This window comes from Streptomyces piniterrae (genome assembly GCF_005048155.1).
GTDB classification, from domain to species: Bacteria; Actinomycetota; Actinomycetes; order Streptomycetales; family Streptomycetaceae; genus Streptomyces; species Streptomyces piniterrae.
This window is the reverse complement of sequence record NZ_SUMB01000002.1, coordinates 491,315-508,186: the sequence shown is the minus strand read 5'-3', so window position 1 is coordinate 508,186 and position 16,872 is coordinate 491,315. Positions and strand designations below refer to the sequence as shown.

Annotated in this window: 13 protein-coding genes; 7 read left to right on the top strand and 6 right to left on the bottom strand. The window is 68.8% G+C overall.

Going from position 1 to position 16,872, the window contains the following annotated elements; genetic code table 11:
* Nucleotides 1-127: 127 nt before the first annotated feature.
* From FCH28_RS06530 to FCH28_RS06510, 5 genes are all read right to left on the bottom strand, one after another.
* On the bottom strand, nucleotides 128-448 hold the full coding sequence (locus FCH28_RS06530; RefSeq protein WP_169314066.1) for a Rieske 2Fe-2S domain-containing protein: 321 nt from the start codon (nucleotides 446-448) through the stop codon (nucleotides 128-130).
* Nucleotides 448-1,866: an iron-containing redox enzyme family protein gene (locus FCH28_RS06525; protein ID WP_136738736.1), complete on the bottom strand. Its 1,419-nt coding sequence runs from the start codon at nucleotides 1,864-1,866 to the stop codon at nucleotides 448-450. Before FCH28_RS06525 ends, FCH28_RS06530 begins: the two co-directional genes overlap by 1 nt.
* 39 nt (nucleotides 1,867-1,905) lie before the next feature.
* Nucleotides 1,906-2,991: a class I SAM-dependent methyltransferase gene (locus FCH28_RS06520; protein ID WP_136738735.1), complete on the bottom strand. Its 1,086-nt coding sequence runs from the start codon at nucleotides 2,989-2,991 to the stop codon at nucleotides 1,906-1,908.
* 368 nt (nucleotides 2,992-3,359) lie between these two features.
* A complete protein-coding gene (locus FCH28_RS06515; protein ID WP_169314065.1) occupies nucleotides 3,360-4,421 on the bottom strand; it encodes an IS701 family transposase in 1,062 nt (353 codons plus the stop codon).
* 983 nt (nucleotides 4,422-5,404) lie between these two features.
* Nucleotides 5,405-6,601, bottom strand: coding sequence for an FAD-dependent monooxygenase (locus tag FCH28_RS06510; protein WP_136738733.1), 1,197 nt, complete (start codon nucleotides 6,599-6,601; stop codon nucleotides 5,405-5,407).
* A 341-nt stretch (nucleotides 6,602-6,942) separates the two neighbouring features.
* Between FCH28_RS06510 and FCH28_RS06505 the strand changes: the two genes are divergently transcribed.
* From FCH28_RS06505 to FCH28_RS06475, 7 genes are all read left to right on the top strand, one after another.
* A complete protein-coding gene (locus tag FCH28_RS06505) occupies nucleotides 6,943-7,782 on the top strand; it encodes a 2-amino-3,7-dideoxy-D-threo-hept-6-ulosonate synthase (RefSeq protein WP_425471888.1) in 840 nt (279 codons plus the stop codon).
* Nucleotides 7,779-8,897, top strand: a complete 1,119-nt coding sequence (locus FCH28_RS06500) for a 3-dehydroquinate synthase II family protein (RefSeq protein ID WP_136738731.1) — start codon at nucleotides 7,779-7,781, stop codon at nucleotides 8,895-8,897. Before FCH28_RS06505 ends, FCH28_RS06500 begins: the two co-directional genes overlap by 4 nt.
* 105 nt (nucleotides 8,898-9,002) lie before the next feature.
* Nucleotides 9,003-10,481, top strand: coding sequence for an amidase (locus FCH28_RS06495; protein WP_169314064.1), 1,479 nt, complete (start codon nucleotides 9,003-9,005; stop codon nucleotides 10,479-10,481).
* Between the two features lie 6 nt (nucleotides 10,482-10,487).
* A complete protein-coding gene (locus tag FCH28_RS06490; RefSeq protein WP_136738729.1) occupies nucleotides 10,488-11,711 on the top strand; it encodes a class I adenylate-forming enzyme family protein in 1,224 nt (407 codons plus the stop codon).
* 142 nt (nucleotides 11,712-11,853) lie between these two features.
* Nucleotides 11,854-12,378: a cupin domain-containing protein gene (locus tag FCH28_RS06485; RefSeq protein ID WP_136738728.1), complete on the top strand. Its 525-nt coding sequence runs from the start codon at nucleotides 11,854-11,856 to the stop codon at nucleotides 12,376-12,378.
* Nucleotides 12,379-12,560: 182 nt separating this feature from the next.
* Nucleotides 12,561-14,084 carry an MDR family MFS transporter gene (locus FCH28_RS06480; protein ID WP_169314063.1) on the top strand — a complete coding sequence of 508 codons (1,524 nt, stop codon included), beginning with the start codon at nucleotides 12,561-12,563 and terminating at the stop codon, nucleotides 14,082-14,084.
* Between the two features lie 72 nt (nucleotides 14,085-14,156).
* Nucleotides 14,157-14,900: an SDR family oxidoreductase gene (locus FCH28_RS06475; protein WP_136738726.1), complete on the top strand. Its 744-nt coding sequence runs from the start codon at nucleotides 14,157-14,159 to the stop codon at nucleotides 14,898-14,900.
* Between the two features lie 112 nt (nucleotides 14,901-15,012).
* On the opposite strand, the gene FCH28_RS06470 is transcribed toward FCH28_RS06475, so the two are convergent.
* Entirely contained in the window at nucleotides 15,013-16,638 is a 1,626-nt protein-coding gene (locus FCH28_RS06470; RefSeq protein WP_136738725.1) for an FAD-binding oxidoreductase, read from the bottom strand.
* Nucleotides 16,639-16,872 lie beyond the last annotated feature (234 nt).

Here is a 16,872-nt window from a genome sequence, read left to right as displayed (position 1 = left end):
TCCTTGTCCGCTCGGTGAAGTCTCGGAGTCTCGGTCAGATCGGAGCTCTGCTCCGGGTTCGGCGGCGATCAGCCGCGGCCGGGACCGTCCGGACGGGCGAGTCCCAGGTCCCGGCCGCGCTGCGAAGTCACCCCGCCAGGTCCACCGACAACGGCCGGTGCCCGAGACTGACTCCGGCGTCGGGCCGCCCGGGGAAGACCGCGGTGACGGTGTCGCCGCTGCGTACGGCGGGGATCTCCTGCCGCAGCCGGGTCAGCGACGTCCTGCGCTCGTGCCAGGGGCACACCAGCCGGTTGCGCTCGGGGGCCAGCTCCGCCAAATGCAGCGGGCCGCCGCGGTGCGGGCAGCGGGCCCGCATCACAAAGCACCCCTCGTCGGTCCGCGCGTACACATACGGTTCACCGGCCACCACCGCGCAGTTGTTCCGGCCGGCCACGGAGAACGTCACTACATGCACTTCTTGTAGTCCCCCACCGAGTGGATCTGATAGACGCACTCCTCGGACTCGATGATCGCCCCGTGCAGACGGTTGCGCTGGATGACGGTGCCCTCGCCCGCTTCGAGGATCTGGTGCGAGTCGAAGCCGGAGACGAACTTCATCGTCCCGGAGACGATGTGGCACAGCTCGTCTCCGTCGTGGCAGTGGGTGTTGGAGAGTTCGCCGTGCGGCTCGACGATGTCGGCGACCGGGGCGGTGACGCGGCCGCTCTTGATGGCGTCCCAGACCGGCGCGTGCAGCTTCTTGAACTCGGGGCCGTTGTCCATCCAGCCGATCTGCATGGCGAAGTCCTCGTCGGCGAGGTCCTGGATGCGGCGGTATTCCTCGATGCCCCGGACGATCTCCGGGATGATCTCCTCCCCGTGCTCGGCGACGAGCGGGCGGATCAGCTTCTCCAGCGCCATCCGGCCGTGGTGCTGGTCGATGTGCACATGCTCGGTGAAGTACTGGGTGTCGGCGCGGTCGCCGAAGACTTCCTTGAGCAGTGCGGTGGCCCGGCGGCAGAAGTCCACCAGCGTGGCCTCGGTGTAGTAGAGCGCGCCCACGTAGCGGAAGAAGAGTTCGTGGTTCTTGCCCAGGTAGTGGAAGTAGTTGTTCATCAGCAGACTGCTGTTGAGGTAGTACTGCCAGTACCGGTGGACGTCGGCTTCCAGTCCGACCGACTCCAGGGTGCGCTCGAAGAGCTTGCTGTGCTTGGTGTCATGGACGCCGTAGCCGTACTCATCGATGATGATCTTGAACCATTCGGACTGGGCGGCCCCGTAGTAGCCGAGCACGTTCCGGATCATCGGCGAGGCCTCGGAGAGGAAGTCCGGGGCGAACTGGATGAGCCACATACGCGCCGCGCGCTCGCGGTCGGTGGAGCGGGCGATGGCCTTCTCGGAGAGCGAAGCATCCATCGGCTCATGGGCGTTGAGCGACACCAGATACGCTTCCAGGCTCTCGATCGTCCATGCCCCGGAGGTCTCCACCTCCTTGTCGAGGAAACCGAAGGCATACCGCTCCAGCGCGGGCCGGATCATCTCCCCGAGCGCCCGGTTGGTCGGGCTGTAGAACCGCCTGAAGTCCTCCCACTTGCCCTTCAGGCCCGACTTGGGCAGAAACACCAGGTCGGCCTCGTACACGGTGGTGAGCAGCCGCTGCACGGCGAGGCTGCTGTAGTCCAGTAATTCGTCGCGCCCCGGGACGCGGTCGAGGTCCAGGTGCGCGAGCACCTGTGGGCGCAGCTGGCGCCGGTAGGGGTTGTCGCTGTTCTCCCACTCCTCGTTGTCGAGATAGATGGGATTGCTCGCATAGCGCACGACCGCGTCGCGCAGTTCCTTGCCGTGGAGCTCGTACGGCTCGTAGGGGAACGAAGTGTGGCTCATCGGATCGAGTAGGCCTTCCTGTGGGGTGGTTGCGGATGCTCAGCGTGCGGAGAGGCTGTAGTCCGTCCAGTGCAGTTCCACGTCCAGCCGGTCTCCCGGGCCGACCATGGCCGGCTTGTCGAACGGGATCAGTGCCTGCATCCAGTGGGACCCGACGTTGTCGGGAGAGTTGCGCAGTACGACTCCGGAGCCGAGGTCCAGTTCGAACCAGGCGACCAGCGCATGGGCCGGTCCGGCGGCGGTGGCCGGCACCGGCACCACCCGGCTGCCGGCCGCCAGCGGGCCGGTGAGCAGGTCGAAGTCGAGCAGTTCGACGGGGCCGGAGAGGACGTCGTGCGGCCAGGTGTGCAGCCGTACGGGGAAGTGCCCGCGGGTCGAGGCCACGTTCATCAGCGATACGTCGAACCCGCCGGCGTTTCCCACCCGGTTGAGGCCGCTCGCCACCTCGCTCTGGATGAGCTGCCCGTACAGCCGCGCCGCACCGGGGATCAGCACTCCGCCCGGGGCGAGCAGATGCTCCCGGGCGTGTCGCATCGTGGGCAGCAGTCCCTCGCCGATCAGTCCGCAGTCGACGACCTCGGAGATGATGACGTCCACCGGGCGCTCCAGGTCGCTGCCCATCACCAGGTGGGTGGAGCGCTTGTTGACCACGGTGATGACGTCGGACATCCCGTGCTGGGCGATGATCTGCCGGGCGATCTCGGCGAGCAGCGGATTCTCCTCGCAGGTGACGACCCGGCCGGCGCCGGCCCGGGCCGCGGCCATGGCCAGCAGGCCGGTGCCGGTGCCGATGTCCAGGACATGGGCGCCGGCCGGGATCCGGCGCTCCAGTGCCACGATCAGGGCGTCATTGCGTTCGGTGTCGTTGAGCATCGCGAAGTGCCAGCGCGGGATCGAGCGGGTGGCGATCTCGGCGAAGGCCGTGGAGTGCGAGGAGAGCTGCTCCCGGGGCCGGGCCATGGTGTCGAGCGTGGCCGTCACCAGCCGGTCCAGCTCCTGTGCCTGTGTCTGCAACGAGGCGAGCGCGAGACGCAGCCCCGGAGACCCGTCGACATCGAGCGCGGTGAATTCCTCGTCCCGGAATTCTGTATTCCCGTTGGTCAGGGAGTTGGCGGAAATACTCATGACAGTGTGTGCACGCTCCTCCGGAAGGAATTCCGAAATGACGGCCGCTGGGATGCGGCATGCCCATGGGGGCAAAGCGGGTCGTTCTTCGCTCAGGACACCATCCGCCGCGGGGACCGGGCAAGGGGAAAGGGGTTGCGCCTGCCGAGTGCGTTCCTACTGCGGTACTTGGAGATTTCGTGAATCGGTTGTCCGGGATTTGGCAAAACTTCCCGGCGATCAACGCCCAGACGCCCACTAGGAAATGAGGTGCAATCGCATTCCGGGCAGGGGTCATCCCGGCGCGGCGCCATAAGCGTCGAACCGGGTGACGTGCGGTCGAATTCGCCCGCTACGACAGGGCGTACGGGCCGAAGTCGGGGCGGCTCTCAGCCTGCCCGGTTCATGGCGACCGTATGGGCCGCCAGGGCCATGAGGGACAGCGTGATATGCCGGTACCAGGCGGTCCAGGTGCGGATCTCGTGCCGGTCGAGCCCGGTGTGCAGCCGGGCCGCGTCCAGGTAGCGCCGAGCCTGGTCGCGGGCCTGGGCGGCGGTCACCATGGCGGGAGTTCCGGTGTCCCTGGGGGCGTGCACCAGATAGCACTCGGTCCGCGGTGCGTCGGGGCGGCGGTGCAGCAGCAGGAAGCGGGCAAAGCCCTCACAGGGAGGCGCGGTGGGGCCCCAGTTCGGGGCGCTCGGCGCCGGCACCCGGGCCCATAGGCCGGCGGTGGCGGGGTCGCCAGGAACTCCGGGGGACGGCCACCAGCGCTGTCTCGGCGGGGCGGCTGCGAGCGATGCGGCGTCGAGCCGTCCGGCAGGTACGGCGAGGACATAGCCGATACCTTTCTTCTCAAGCCAGCCGCGGAGCGCCTCGTCCTGCCCGTAGTCCTGCCCGCCGCACACCCACTGGAACGGCACGGACGATTTCATGGTGCGTTCGATCATCGCCCGCGCCAGCTCGGCCTTGGTCCGGTACGCGAGGCGCCCCTCGGGGACCCCGGCTTTGACGCAGCGCTGCGGATCGACGGTCCAGGACGTCGGCAGATGCAGTTCACGGTCCATCAGGGCCTGTCCCCGCGGGGAGATATAGGCGGTCACGACGGCGGTCTGGCAGTTCTCGACCCGGCGGGTGAGCTCGGTGTACTGACGGGCCGCGGCGACGGTCTGCGCGCCCTTCTTCAGGGCGTCGCTCTGGCCGAGCACAAGCATCGCCCCCGGGTGCCCCAGGTTTTCGGAGAGATAGCCGCGGACCGCGTCCTGGACGGCTTCGGCGTCCCAGCGGGCGCGCGTCAGCAGGCGCTGCATCCGCCAGGGGGAGGCGTCGCCCACCCGCTGGGCCAGCTGCCAGGTATTACTGCGACCGCCGACGGCGAGCAGCCCCAGGGCGTACTGCATCGCCTGCGCCCGCGGCTCTGGTCGGGCGAAGAGCGGCCCGATCCGTTTGCCCAATTCGGCCAGAACCTCCGCCAGTTGGCCGTCTCGGACGCATGGAACCCGCTGTCCCGCGGTGGCGGATGACCTCCAGGCACTGCCTTTGGACAGCGGGTCCGGTAAGTGAACGTCGACGGCCTTTGCGGGCGCGGGTTTCCGGACGGTCTCCGCAGCCGGCATCGCGGTCGGTAACGCGACGGCCGTCGGTCTGGTGGCGCACTCGGTAACGATCACTAGAGCTCCTCCGTTGGGCGCACGGCGGCATGGCCGCGGGCCCGCTCTGGCGCGTACGTGCTTGATTACAGCGGGGAAATGCCGCTCACGGAGCACACGAAAACGGACAGATGCATTCCGGTGTGGCGAGCGCGGATATGCGATCGCCACACGTCGGTCGGCTCTGCCCCCAGGACCGTGGTGAATCCCCCGTTACCTCCAACAGCCCGGCCGGCGATGAGAAACGATCTGATGGGTCAGCTTGTTTCTTGATCGACCGGAGACCCCCCGTGCATTTTCCGGACTCAACCCAGCGAACCCCACATGCTGAAGATCCGGCAACTAAAAGGTAGTTAAAGTGAAACTAAAGCAATCGCCAAGGTCGGGATGCTTCAACGATCAAGCGACGATTGGTAGTTCCTGGTGGGCGGGGTGTCGACATCGTGACGGGCCAAGATCGACACCGGTCGCGGAAACGATCACTCCAGTTGCTTCGACTCGAATGACGTTCCTGAAACAAGCTGCATGCAACCTTCTGGGGCGCTTCGGTGTTCCATAGGACAGGGCGGAGAATTGACGGCGGAGTTCGCCGAAACAGCAGAAGGGATCCAACCTCTGTGAACTCCCCCGCAAACCCTGATCACTTGGCCATGGCTACTACCGGGGGCGCAGATTGATTCCAGCCACATCCTGCAAGGCGCGCGATAAGACGTCACCACATGGGGCTCGTTAAGCACCCCGGTCTTCTGGAGGACGGGAGCCCCCCAGAAGACCTGTCGAGCCGGGAGTCAGGCCGGCTGATGCGCCGCCAGAGAGCGTTCGACGTCATACCCGTAGAGCCAGTCCTGCCGCTCCGGCGCAGGCGTGCCCATCCTCGCGTCGCGCTCGCGCTGCGCATCACCGTCCGGCAGATGGAACGCCGTGCTGTTGCCCCGGGAACGCTCCTGCACCTGGGTGGTCCGGGGCCTGCGCATCGATTCATAGCGCTCCAGAGCCGCCGGAAGCGTGCCCGAGGTGGCGTCCCGCAGACAGCCCGCCAGCGCCACGGCGTCCTCGACGGCCTGATTGGCGCCCTGGCCGAGGAAGGGCAGCATCGGATGCGCCGAATCGCCCAGCAGCGTGAGTCGACCGGTGCTCCACCGCTCTATCGGGGCGCGGTCGTGCAGCGCCCACAGACTCACCTCGTCCGCCGCGCCGATGACCGAGGTGACATCCGCGCACCACCCGTCGTACGCCGCGACCACATCCTCGACCCGGCCCTGCCCCGACCATGACTCGTCCGTGGCACCGGTGGTGGGCACCGTCGCCACGAAGTTGACCAGCCGTCCGTCCGAAACCGGGTAGCACACGAAGTGCCGTCCCGGCCCGAGCCAGAGCAACACCCTGGGCTCCGCCACCACAGCGGGCACCCTCCGACTCTCCACCAAGCCCCGGTAGACGGACTGGCCGGAGGCGCGCGGCCGGTCGGCCACCAGGGCCCGGCGCAGTACGGAGTGGATACCGTCGGCGCCCACAACGGCATCCGCGCCCGCCTCCGAGCCATCAGCGAACCGCAGCACCACCCCGTCCGGATCCTCCTCGACCCCGGTGCACCTGGCGCCCAGCCGCACCGTGCCCCTCGGCAGCGCCTCGACCAGCACCCGATGCAGATCGGCCCGGTGCAGCGCGTAGTACGGCGCGCCATACCGCTGCTCGCAGTGCACCCCCAGCAGCCCACGGCTGATCACCGAACTGTCCGCCCAGCGCCGGAACTCCATGGCCGCAGGCTCGACCGCCAGCGACCGCAGCGCGGGCTCCAGCCCCAGCCGGTGCAGCAGCCTGGTCGCACTCGGCGCCAGCTGTATGCCCGCTCCCACCTCGCCCAACTGGGGCGCCTGCTCGTACACCCGGCACTCCAGCCCGGCGCGATGCAGCGCGAGCGCGAGCGTCAGACCCGCCAGCCCTCCCCCGACCACAGCGATACGCGGCGGCGTGTCGTTCCTCATCGGCCCCTCCTCCACAGGCACGGTGCCCCTCAGGACACGGACACCCGCAGAACACCGAAGAGCCCGACCGAGTTGCCTTCTCAGGGAAATTGGCGGTCATCCGCCCGGCGAAGTACCGCTGTAGCCGCAAACTTCTTCTCCGTTCGGCATGGCGGCCCCAAGGATGTTGCCCAGGACGCCGAAGGGACATAAGAATCAGTATCCGGCCGGAACGTACACGGGCTGAAGCCGGACCTCCCTTAAGTCACCCAACCCGGAATGTGCCGGCCCGTTTTCCATGAGTTCGTCATTCCCGGGTCTTTATCAATCCGCAGTTCCGACTGACGGTTCCCGTATCACCCGTGCTTACGGAGGGTGCTGTGCCCCTACTACCTCTGAGCGGAAAATCGCTGCGCCTCACGCGGCTCTCAAGGCCCGGCGACGGAAAGTTTCTGATCGTGCCCATGGACCATTCCGTGGCCGACGGCCCCATTGCCGACGCCGCGGGCTTCAGCCGGATCGTCGGTGACGTGGTGGCCGCCGGTGCGGACGCCATCGTTGTGCACAAGGGGCGCGCCCGGTCCATCGAACCGGGCCTGCTGAAGGGCGCCGCCCTGATCGTCCACCTCAGCGCCAGCACTCCGCACGCCCTCGACGGGGACGCCAAGGTCCTGGTGGGCGGCGTCGAAGAAGCGGTGCGCGCCGGCGCCGACGCGGTCAGCGTGCATATCAACATCGGTTCGGACACCGAGAAACGGCAGCTCGCCGATCTCGGTGCCGTCTCGGCGAGCTGCGACCGATGGGGTATGCCGCTGCTGGCCATGATGTACGCACGGGGACCCCGCATCCAGGATCCGCGCGACCCCGCGCTGCTGGCGCATGTGGTGGGCATCGCCGTCGACCTCGGCGCCGACCTGGTGAAAACCGTCGCCGCGGACACCGCGGAAGACATGGCGGGAATCGTCGCCAAGACTCCGGTCCCGGTCGTCCTGGCCGGCGGCCCCGGCGGCGGCCGCGGCCTCTCCGACTTCGCGCATTTCGCGATGGACACCGGCTGCCGCGGACTCGCCGTCGGCCGTCAGGTGTTCCACAGCCCCGACCCGGCGGCCGCGGTACGCACCCTCACCGCCGCCGTCCACGGCCCACGGCCGGAAACCGCCCCGAAGACAACCTCCCTACCCGAACTGGCAGGTGCGATGTGAAGTTCGCCTGGATCGACATACGTTCCGTCCCCGCCGACCGGCGTGCGGCGCTGGTCGAGGCGGCCGTGCATGCCCGGATCGACGGCATCGTCGACGACGGACCGGAAATCCTGGCCGGCCTCCCCCCGACCGTGCGCAAGGTGCTGGTCGCCGCGGCGCCCGGCGATGGGGCAGCCGAGGGCTGGGACGGCTACGACGTACTGCTCACCGACATCACGGATGACGACGGCCTCTCCATGCTGCACGGCCGGGCCCTTGAGGGCCAGGACTCCGTCGCCGCCCATGTGCCGGTGGTCGACGACGCTTCGCTCACCCTGGCGTGCTCGGCCGCGCGGGCCCTGCCGTACACCGCGGTCACCTTCAAGGACCCCACGAAGATCCCGCTGGAGATCGTGATCGCCGCGGCCGACAAGGCTCCCGGGCAGCTGATCTGCCGGGCGGACTCGTTGGAAGAAGCCAAGATCATCCTCGATGTGCTGGAGAAGGGCTCGGAGGGCGTCCTCTTCGCACCGAAATCCGTCGCCGAGGTGCTGGAACTCGCCGAGCTCCTCCGGACCGACACCCCGCCGCTGACGCTCACTCAGCTGACCGTGGAGTCCATCGAGCACAGCGGACTCGGCGACCGGGTGTGCGTCGACACCTGCAGCTATCTGCACAAGGACGAGGGCATCCTGGTCGGCTCGTACTCACACGGCTTCATCCTGTGCTCCAGCGAGACCCACCCCCTGCCCTACATGCCGACCCGGCCGTTCCGCGTCAACGCCGGCGCCCTGCAGTCGTATGTCCTCGGCACCGACAACCGCACCAACTACCTGAGCGAACTCGGCGCCGGTGACACCGTCCTGGCCGTCAGCACCACCGGGCGCACCCGCCGCGTCGTCGTCGGACGCGTCAAGCTCGAATCCCGCCCGCTGCTCACCATCAAGACGCGCGCCGACGACGGCACCCTGGTGAGCCTCGCCGTCCAGGACGACTGGCATGTACGGGTCCTCGGCCCCGGGGACGCGGTGCGCAATGTCACCGAACTCAAGCAGGGTGACCAGCTGATGGGCTATCTCGCGACCGACCAGCGCCATGTCGGCTGGCCGGTGGGCGAGTTCTGCGTCGAGAAGTAGGCCGGCGCGCCGGCTCGGGCGCCCTCTATGGGCGCCCCCTTCGGTGCGGCGGGCCCGTATGGGGTGCCCGAGCCGGCAGCGCATCAAGTGGAGGGATGTCGCACCATGGATGAACTCGCCTATCAGCCGGCCACCCGCCTCGCCGGGATGATCCGCCGACGTGAACTGTCCCCGGTCGAACTGGTCGAGGCGTGCCTCGACCGCATCGAGCGCCGTAACCCCGCCGTCAACGCCTTCGTCACCGTATGTGCCGAGGAGGCCCTGGACGCCGCCCGGAGGGCCGAGCGCGAGGTGCTCACCGGCGAGCCGCTGCCCCCGTTGCACGGACTGCCCATAGGGATCAAGGACCTTGACCCGGTGGCGGGGATCCGCACCACCCAGGCGTCGTACGCCTTCGAGAACGAGGTGCCCGAGGCCGGCGGAGTGAGCGCCGAACGGCTGATCCAGGCCGGCGCCATCGTCGTCGGCAAGACCAACACGCCCGAGTTCGGCCACAAGGCCATCACCGACAACTTCCTGTTCGGGCCCACCAGCACGCCCTTCGACCTGGCCGCCAACGCGGGCGGCTCCTCCGGGGGAAGCGCCGCCGCCGTCGCCGAGGGGCTGGTGCCTCTCGCCCAGGGCTCCGACGCGGGCGGCTCGCTGCGCGTCCCTGGCTCCCTGTGCGGGGTGTTCGCCCTGATGGGGACCTTCGGCCGGGTGCCCACCGTGGTGCGGCCCAACGCGTTCGGCCTGCTCAATCCCATGGTGTGCTACGGCCCGATCGCCCGCACCGTGGAAGACGGTGTGCTGATGTTCGATGTGCTGGCCGGCCCGCACGCCCGGGACCCCTACTCGCTCCCCGAGGCACCCGGGCGGCTCTCGGACGCCCTGCGGCGGCCGCTGACCGGAATGCGCGTCGCCTACTCCCCCGACCTCGGCGGCTTTCCCGTCGAACCCGAAGTGGCCTCGGTCGTACGGGAGTCGCTCGGTGCGCTCATCGACGACGGCGCCGAGGTCGTCGAGGTGGAGATCAAACTGCCGCGGCCCCACCAGGAGTTCACGGCCCTGTGGCGACGCCTTCAGGCGGTCCGCCAGGTCGAGTTCATCACCCGGATGCGCCGCGCCGGCGTGGATGTGCTCGCCCACCGCGAGCGGATGGCCCCCACCTATCTGGAGCTCCTGGACATGGGCGCCCGCCCTTCGGCCGTCGACTACCGCCTCGAGGACATCCTGCGCACCGAACTCCTCGACTCCCTTGAGGACGTCTTCGACCAGTACGACCTCATCGTGAGCCCGGTGACTTCGGTGGCGCGGATCGCCAACGCTCCCGACCGCACCACCGTGGGCCCCTCCGAGGTCGCAGGACAGCGCGTCAACCCGCTGGTCGGATGGTGTCTGACGGGCCTGTACAACTTCATCGGCAGCCCCGCCGCCACGGTCCCGGCCGGCTACACCCCGGCGGGCCTGCCGGTGGGCCTCCAGGTCGCCGCCCGGCGTTTCGACGAGCCGCAGGTCGTCGCGGCCTGCGCCGCCATGGAGCGCCGCCGCCCGTGGCACGAGGGCTACCAGCGGCTGGAGCTCAGGCGCGAGCGGGAAGGCTGAACCACCGTGACGCTCCGGGAAACCGACTGGTGGGGCGCCGGGCTGCTCGCCGGGCCCCCCACCGACGCTCCATGGGCGGCCGCCCGCCGCACGGTCACCTACGGTCAACTGCGCACCCAGGTCGCGGCGTTGCGGCACACGCTCCGGTCGTACGGCATCAGGGAGGGCAATACCGTCGCCTTACAGGGCGCCCGCAGCTTCACCCAGATGTGGGCGCTGCTCGCGCTGTGGTCGTGCGGGGCCCAGGTCATGCTCATGGGGCCCGGTCTGCGCGGCCGCGAGCTGGGCGCCGTCCTCGACCGCTGCCGGCCCCAGTACCACCTCTCCTTCGACGCTCCGGGGTGGGCCGCCGGCACCTTCCACGACGAGTGCGAGGTGCTCGTACGCCGCCTGGTCGGCGGCCGGCCGGCAAGGACCCCTTACTGCCTGGTCCAGTTCACCTCCGGCAGCACCGGTATCGCCAAGGCCATCGGCCGGACCCCCGGGTCCCTCACCACCGAACTCGGCCGGTTCCGCGCGATCGGCGGCATGCCCCGCAACGGCGAGAAGACGCTGCTGCTCACACCGCCCGAGCACTCCTTCGGGCTCATCGGCGGCCTGCTGCACGCCATGAACACCGGCGCCGTCCCGGTCTTCGCCCCGGACACCGGCGCCCGGTCGGTGCTCGACACCTGCCGGACCCATCACATCGCCGCCGTCCTCGGGGCGCCCGCGCACTTCGCCGCCCTCGCCGCCCAGGACGACGCACCGCCGCTGCCCCGCCTGAGGGTGGCCATCTCCGCGGGTGACGTCCTGGACCGACGGGTCCACCGGCGCTTCGCCGAACTCTTCGGAGTGCGCGTCGGCCAGGCGTACGGAACGACCGAGACCGGGATCATCGCCGTCGACGCGGCGGGCGAGCACGGGCCGGGCACGGTCGGCGTCCCGGCACCCGGCGTCCAGATCAGGCTGGTCTCCGGAGAGCTCCAGGTACGGCTGCCCGGCTCGCCGTATCTCGCGCAGGAGGATCCTCCCGCGCGCTTCCTCGCCGACGGCGGACGCGACCCCGGCGGCTGGCTGTGCACCCGTGACCTCGTCGAGGTCGACCCGGCCGACGGGGCGCTGAGGCTGCTCGGCCGGCTCGATCCGCCGGCCGACCGACGAAGCCTGACGGCCGGCACCGCCCAACGGCAGCTCGCCGCCCGCACGGTCGTCCGTCACCTCGGCCGCGGCGGCTCGCTGCCGGTGTGAAAGAGGCGTTCCGGGCCGGCGGTCGGTCCGGGATGCAACCCGTTCGGCCCGGGTGGTGTTTCCCCTGTGAATTCCACTGAACCGGACGCTCCGCAGCACACCGAATCCGTTCCGAAACCGCATCCGAGCTGGAGGCCACCACATGACCGAGGCAACGCTGACGCAGGGAAGGGAGGACCGCCCGGAGCGCCCCCAACGGGTACTCCACGTCCCCGCGGGGCAGGGCCCCACCGTCTGGGTCGACGGCGACACCTACACCGTCAAGGCGAGCCATGAGAACACCGGTGGTTCCCTGGCCTTCCTGGAGGCCTCCGTGCCGCCCGGCTGCGGCCCGGCCGCACATGTGCACAACCTCGAGGACGAGGCGTACTACCTGCTCTCCGGCGAGTTGGAAGTCCTCGACGCGGGACGCACCTTCACCGCCCATCAGGGCGACTTCGTCTTCATACCCCGCGGGGTGACCCATCGGTTCAAGAACACCGGACTGCATGTGGCGAAGATGGTCTTCCTGTTCACCCCGGCCGGCTTCGACAAGTTCTTCCTCGAAGCCGGCGACCCGGCCAGGCCCGGTGAACATCCGCAGCCATGGCCCCCGGAGCGCTTCCCGCATGTCGCGGAGATCGGCTCGCGCTACGGCTGGGAGCTGGGAGAAGAACCTGCCGGCTGACACGGCGGGGTGCCGGCCCGCCCGACGACCCGGACTCTGCCGACGCCCCGGACTGCCCCGACGGCCTGACGGTCTGGTGGCCTGCAATCCCGAGGCCCGCACTGAACGACACGTCCCCACCTGCCACGCGCCCACGCGAGGAGCCCGCGGCAGGGAACGCATTGACCGCACGGAAGGTGACGATGGAAGAGACCGCGGCGGCCCGACCGCCGGAAGTCGACAGCGCTCCGATCCCAGATCGGCCCGCCGAGGGGGGTGAACCGGCGGAGACGCGGCTGCTGCCCATCGGCTCGACGCTGGCCCTCGGTGCCGTCATCGCCCTGCTCAGCACCACGATCGTGTCGGTGGGCATGGGGCGGCTGTCCGAGGTGTTCTCGGTGTCCCTGTCCACCGTGCAATGGGTGAGCACCGCCTATCTGCTGGCGATCGCCGTCGCCATCCCGATCGCCGGCTGGGCGATGGACCGGTTCGGGGAGAAGGCCCTCTGGCAGGCGTCCCTCGTCGTCTACCTCATCGGCTGTGTCCTGGCCGCCGTCGCCACATCCGTCGGGACCCTGATCGGTTCCCGCGTCGTCCAGGGCATCGGCGGCGCCATGTTCGAACCGATCATGCTCACGATGCTGGCCCGCGCGGCCGGCCCGAAACGAGCCACCACCGTACTGAGCCTCATCCAGATCCCGATCACGCTCGCCCCGGTCTTCGGCCCCATGATCGGCGGCGTCCTGATGGACAGCCTGGACTGGCGCTGGCTGTTCTGGTTCAACGTGCCTCTGGGCCTGCTCTGCGCGGTGATGGCCCACCGCATCCTGCCCACCGACCCGCCCCGTGAACAGCGGGCCGTCTCCCGGCTCGATGTGACCGGACTCGCCCTGCTGCCCGCGGCCCTCGCGGGACTGCTGCTCGGCTTCTCCCAGCTGGCCACCGGCGGGGGTGTCGGCGCCCCGGTCGTGCTGATCTCGTTCGCCGTCGGCGCGGTCCTGCTGATCGCCTACGTGGTGCACGCTCTCCGCATGCGGGGTGTCCCCCTCATCGATGTGCGGCTGTTCGCCACCGGCCGGTTCACCGCCGCCGCCCTCGGCTCCTTCCTGTTCGGCGCCTCGGTCTACGGCGTGATGTTCCTGCTCCCGCTCTTCTTCCAGCAGGCCGGCGGCTTCGACGCATGGACCTCCGGCCTGCTGCTCGCCCCGCAGGGCGTCGGCACCGTACTGATCCTGCCCGCTGTCGGACGCCTCGTCGCCCGCTTCGGCCCGCGCGCCGTCGTCCTTGCCGGTATGGCCCTCGCGGCGGCCAGCACCCTCGCGTACACCCAGCTCGACCCCGCCGACGACACCGGACTGCTCGTCGTCGCCCTTCTGATACGCGGTGTCGGCCTGGGCACCACCCTCGCCCCGGCGCTGTCCACGGGGTTCACCAGCATCGCCCCGGAGAACACCGGCCGGGCCAGCAGCGCGCTGATCGCCTCCATCCAGCTGGGCGGCTCCGTCGGCACCGCACTGCTCGCCGTCGTCGTCCAGCAACAGCTCACCGACCGCGTGGGCCGGACCGGTGCCTCCGCCTCGGTCGCCACCTCCCCCCAGTTGGCCGGGCCGATCACCGAGGCTTTCGGCGCCGCCTTCTGGTGGACATTGGGGCTCTGCGTGGTCGGCGCGGTCGTCGCCCTGTTCCTGCCGAGCGCGGAGCGCGGCAGCGCCCCCGCAGAAAGCTGATTCGCCGGACCAAGCCGGCGAACCATCAGAGCAATCGCAACACCAGCGAAAAACTGTGAGAGGACACTTCACGTGACGGACACGCTCAACGGCAAGGTCGCCCTGGTCACCGGGGCATCCCGTGGCATCGGCGCGGCGATCGCACAGCGATTGGCGGCCGATGGCGCCGCCGTGGCGCTCACCTACTCCCACTCCAAAGACCGTGCCGAGGAGGTCGCCGCCGGCATCCGCACAGCGGGCGGACGTGCGACGGTCGTCCAGGCCGACAGCGGCAGCGACGAGGACATCGCGGCCGCCGTCGACGAGACGGTGCGGACGCTGGGCGGCCTGGACATCCTGGTGAACAACGCCGGGGGCGGCACCTTCGGTCCGGTGGAAGAACTGCCCATCGAGAACATCGACACGATGATCAACGTCAATATCCGTGGCGTGGTCGTGGGAATCCGGGAGGCGCTCAGGCATCTCCCGGACGGCGGCCGCATCATTACGATCGGCAGTATCAACGCCGACCGTATGCCCTTCCCCGGTGGTTCCGTCTATGGCATGACCAAGGCGGCGGTGGCCGGGCTGACCCGCGGTCTGGCCCGTGAACTGGGCCCCCGCGGCATCACCGTCAACAACGTCCAGCCCGGCCCGGTCGACACAGACGCCAACCCCGCGGACGGCCCGATGTCCAGCAGCATGATCGGCTGGATGGCCTTGGACCGGTTCGGCAGGTCCGAGGAGATAGCGGCAATGGTCTCCTATCTCGCCGGCCCCGAGGCCGCGTTCGTGACCGGCGCGAGCCTGGACATCGACGGCGGCTTCGGCGCCTGAGCCGCCAACCGCTCTCCTCCGTGGTCTCGCCCGGGGCGCCCAGCCCCGGGCGAGACGACATCACCGTCCAGCCGCGACGAGACCCACGCGAGGGGGTCTCGCCGGTGCCGGCCTACGGCAGACGCACCGACTGCCCGTGGCTGAAGTGGTTGCCCGGGTCCCACTTCGCCTTGACGTCCTGCAGCCGGGGATAGTTGTCCCCGAAATACAGGGTGTGCCACGGCACTCCGGACCTATTGCGCCGCGGGTCGTTGAGGTCGATGTCGGCGTAGTTGATGTAGCAGCCGTCGGTGGTGTCGTCGAGGACCGGTACACCCCCCGTTTGCGCGTACACGTCCTCGTAGAAGTCCCTGAGCCATGCGATGTTCGCCTTGTCGTCGGCCGGACTGTTCCAGTACGTCTGGTACAGCAGCTTGAAACGCGAGTCACGGTGTACGGTCGCGGTGTCCGACCGCTTCACGCTGTTCACCGCGCAGCCGAAAGAACTGAACTGCACCATGGCGCGGGGGTTGTTGAGGCCCGCATTCGCCAAGTGCTGGTAAATCTTCGCGATTTGCTGATCGGTCACCATGCGCTTGTTGTAGGCGGACTTGTAGTCGGCACGCAGCGTCGGATCGACCAGTGTGTTGTTGGTGGTGCCGAAGTACCGCGTGGCCTGTAGCCACGGCATCCGCTGGGGTTTGTGGTACTGCGGCATCGGTTTGTGCTCGCCCATCGTCTTGGTGACGGGGCCGTGCTCGATGTCGACGCCCTCGGTGACGGCCGCGATATACGCCTCCAGCAGCTTCTCCGCGTGCGGAGCCGTGGCGTCCAGCACGGACACCAGCCCTATCTGGCCATTCGATTTGTGGTTGAGCAGGAGCGAACTCATCAGCCCGCTGTACTCGCTGCCGGGCGCGGAGTTTTCGTCCGCCACATGCCAGGCGGCGTAATTGCGGGTGAGCCTGGTGAACTCTTCCTTGGTGATGTCGTCCCAGGACCAGGCGATGGCGCTGATTAACACCTCGCTCGGCGGCTTGATGAGGGCCTGTTCCGGTCTGCGTCCCCTGGCGTGCGGGGAGCGGAACCAGTACCGGGTAATCACCCCGAAGTTACCGCCGCCGGCTCCGGTGTGGGCCCACCACAATTCCCGGTTGGGGTCGGACTCCTCACGTGTGGCGACCACCGTACGGACCTTCCCGCGGGCGTCGACCACGACGACCTCGACCGCGTACAGGTGGTCTACGACCAGGCCGTGCTGGCGGGCGAGCATGCCCCACCCGCCACCGCTGACATGACCGCCCACGCCCACCGAATAGCACATTCCGCCGGGAACGGTGACGCCCCACACCTTGTACAGCCGCTCGTAGACATCGAGCAGTGTCGCGCCCGCCTCGACCGCGAACGCGGAAAACCGTTCGTCGTAGTAGACCGAGGTCATCTCCGACATGTCGAGCACTATCTGGGTGTCGGCATTGAAGACGAAGTCCTCATAACAGTGCCCGCCACCGCGGACCGTGAGTTTCTTGCCGTCCCGGACCGCTTCTTGAACCACGGCCAGGACCTGTTGGGTCGAGTCGACCATGCGCACGGATTCCGGTCGCCCCACCCAGCGTTGGTTCATACCGCGCACCAGGTCCCCGTAACGCGGGTCGGCTGCCGCGATCTTCGTCGCACCGAACTCGGCCGCGGGAGCCTTCTCGGGCCCGGGCCCTCCCGGGTTCCCGCCCTGTGCCGCATCCTTGTGATCGTTCGTCATGTGTGTTGTCGAGCCCTTCCTCGGTGAATTGCCCCGGATCTATCCGATCCCCGCAAGACGGGAATCTTTGTTCTCTCCGCAATGCAGCGGCGGATGATGAGTGCAAACGTCACCAGAACCGAAGGGGGCGACCTTGAGACTGCGCAACCGTGCGACCATCGCGATCAATGTCATGCCGCAGACAGAGAGAACGCACAGGGGCGTCGAAGAACGCCAAGGAATCGCCAAAAGAAC

Bases quoted from the DNA above. Each gene is read 5' to 3' on its own strand.
- FCH28_RS06525 (WP_136738736.1), bottom strand. From the start codon at position 1,866: ATGAGCCACACTTCGTTCCCCTACGAGCCGTACGAGCTCCACGGCAAG.
- FCH28_RS06520 (WP_136738735.1), bottom strand. From the start codon at position 2,991: ATGAGTATTTCCGCCAACTCCCTGACCAACGGGAATACAGAATTCCGG.
- FCH28_RS06510 (WP_136738733.1), bottom strand. From the start codon at position 6,601: ATGAGGAACGACACGCCGCCGCGTATCGCTGTGGTCGGGGGAGGGCTG.
- FCH28_RS06495 (WP_169314064.1), top strand. From the start codon at position 9,003: ATGGATGAACTCGCCTATCAGCCGGCCACCCGCCTCGCCGGGATGATC.
- FCH28_RS06485 (WP_136738728.1), top strand. From the start codon at position 11,854: ATGACCGAGGCAACGCTGACGCAGGGAAGGGAGGACCGCCCGGAGCGC.
- FCH28_RS06480 (WP_169314063.1), top strand. From the start codon at position 12,561: ATGGAAGAGACCGCGGCGGCCCGACCGCCGGAAGTCGACAGCGCTCCG.
- FCH28_RS06470 (WP_136738725.1), bottom strand. From the start codon at position 16,638: ATGACGAACGATCACAAGGATGCGGCACAGGGCGGGAACCCGGGAGGG.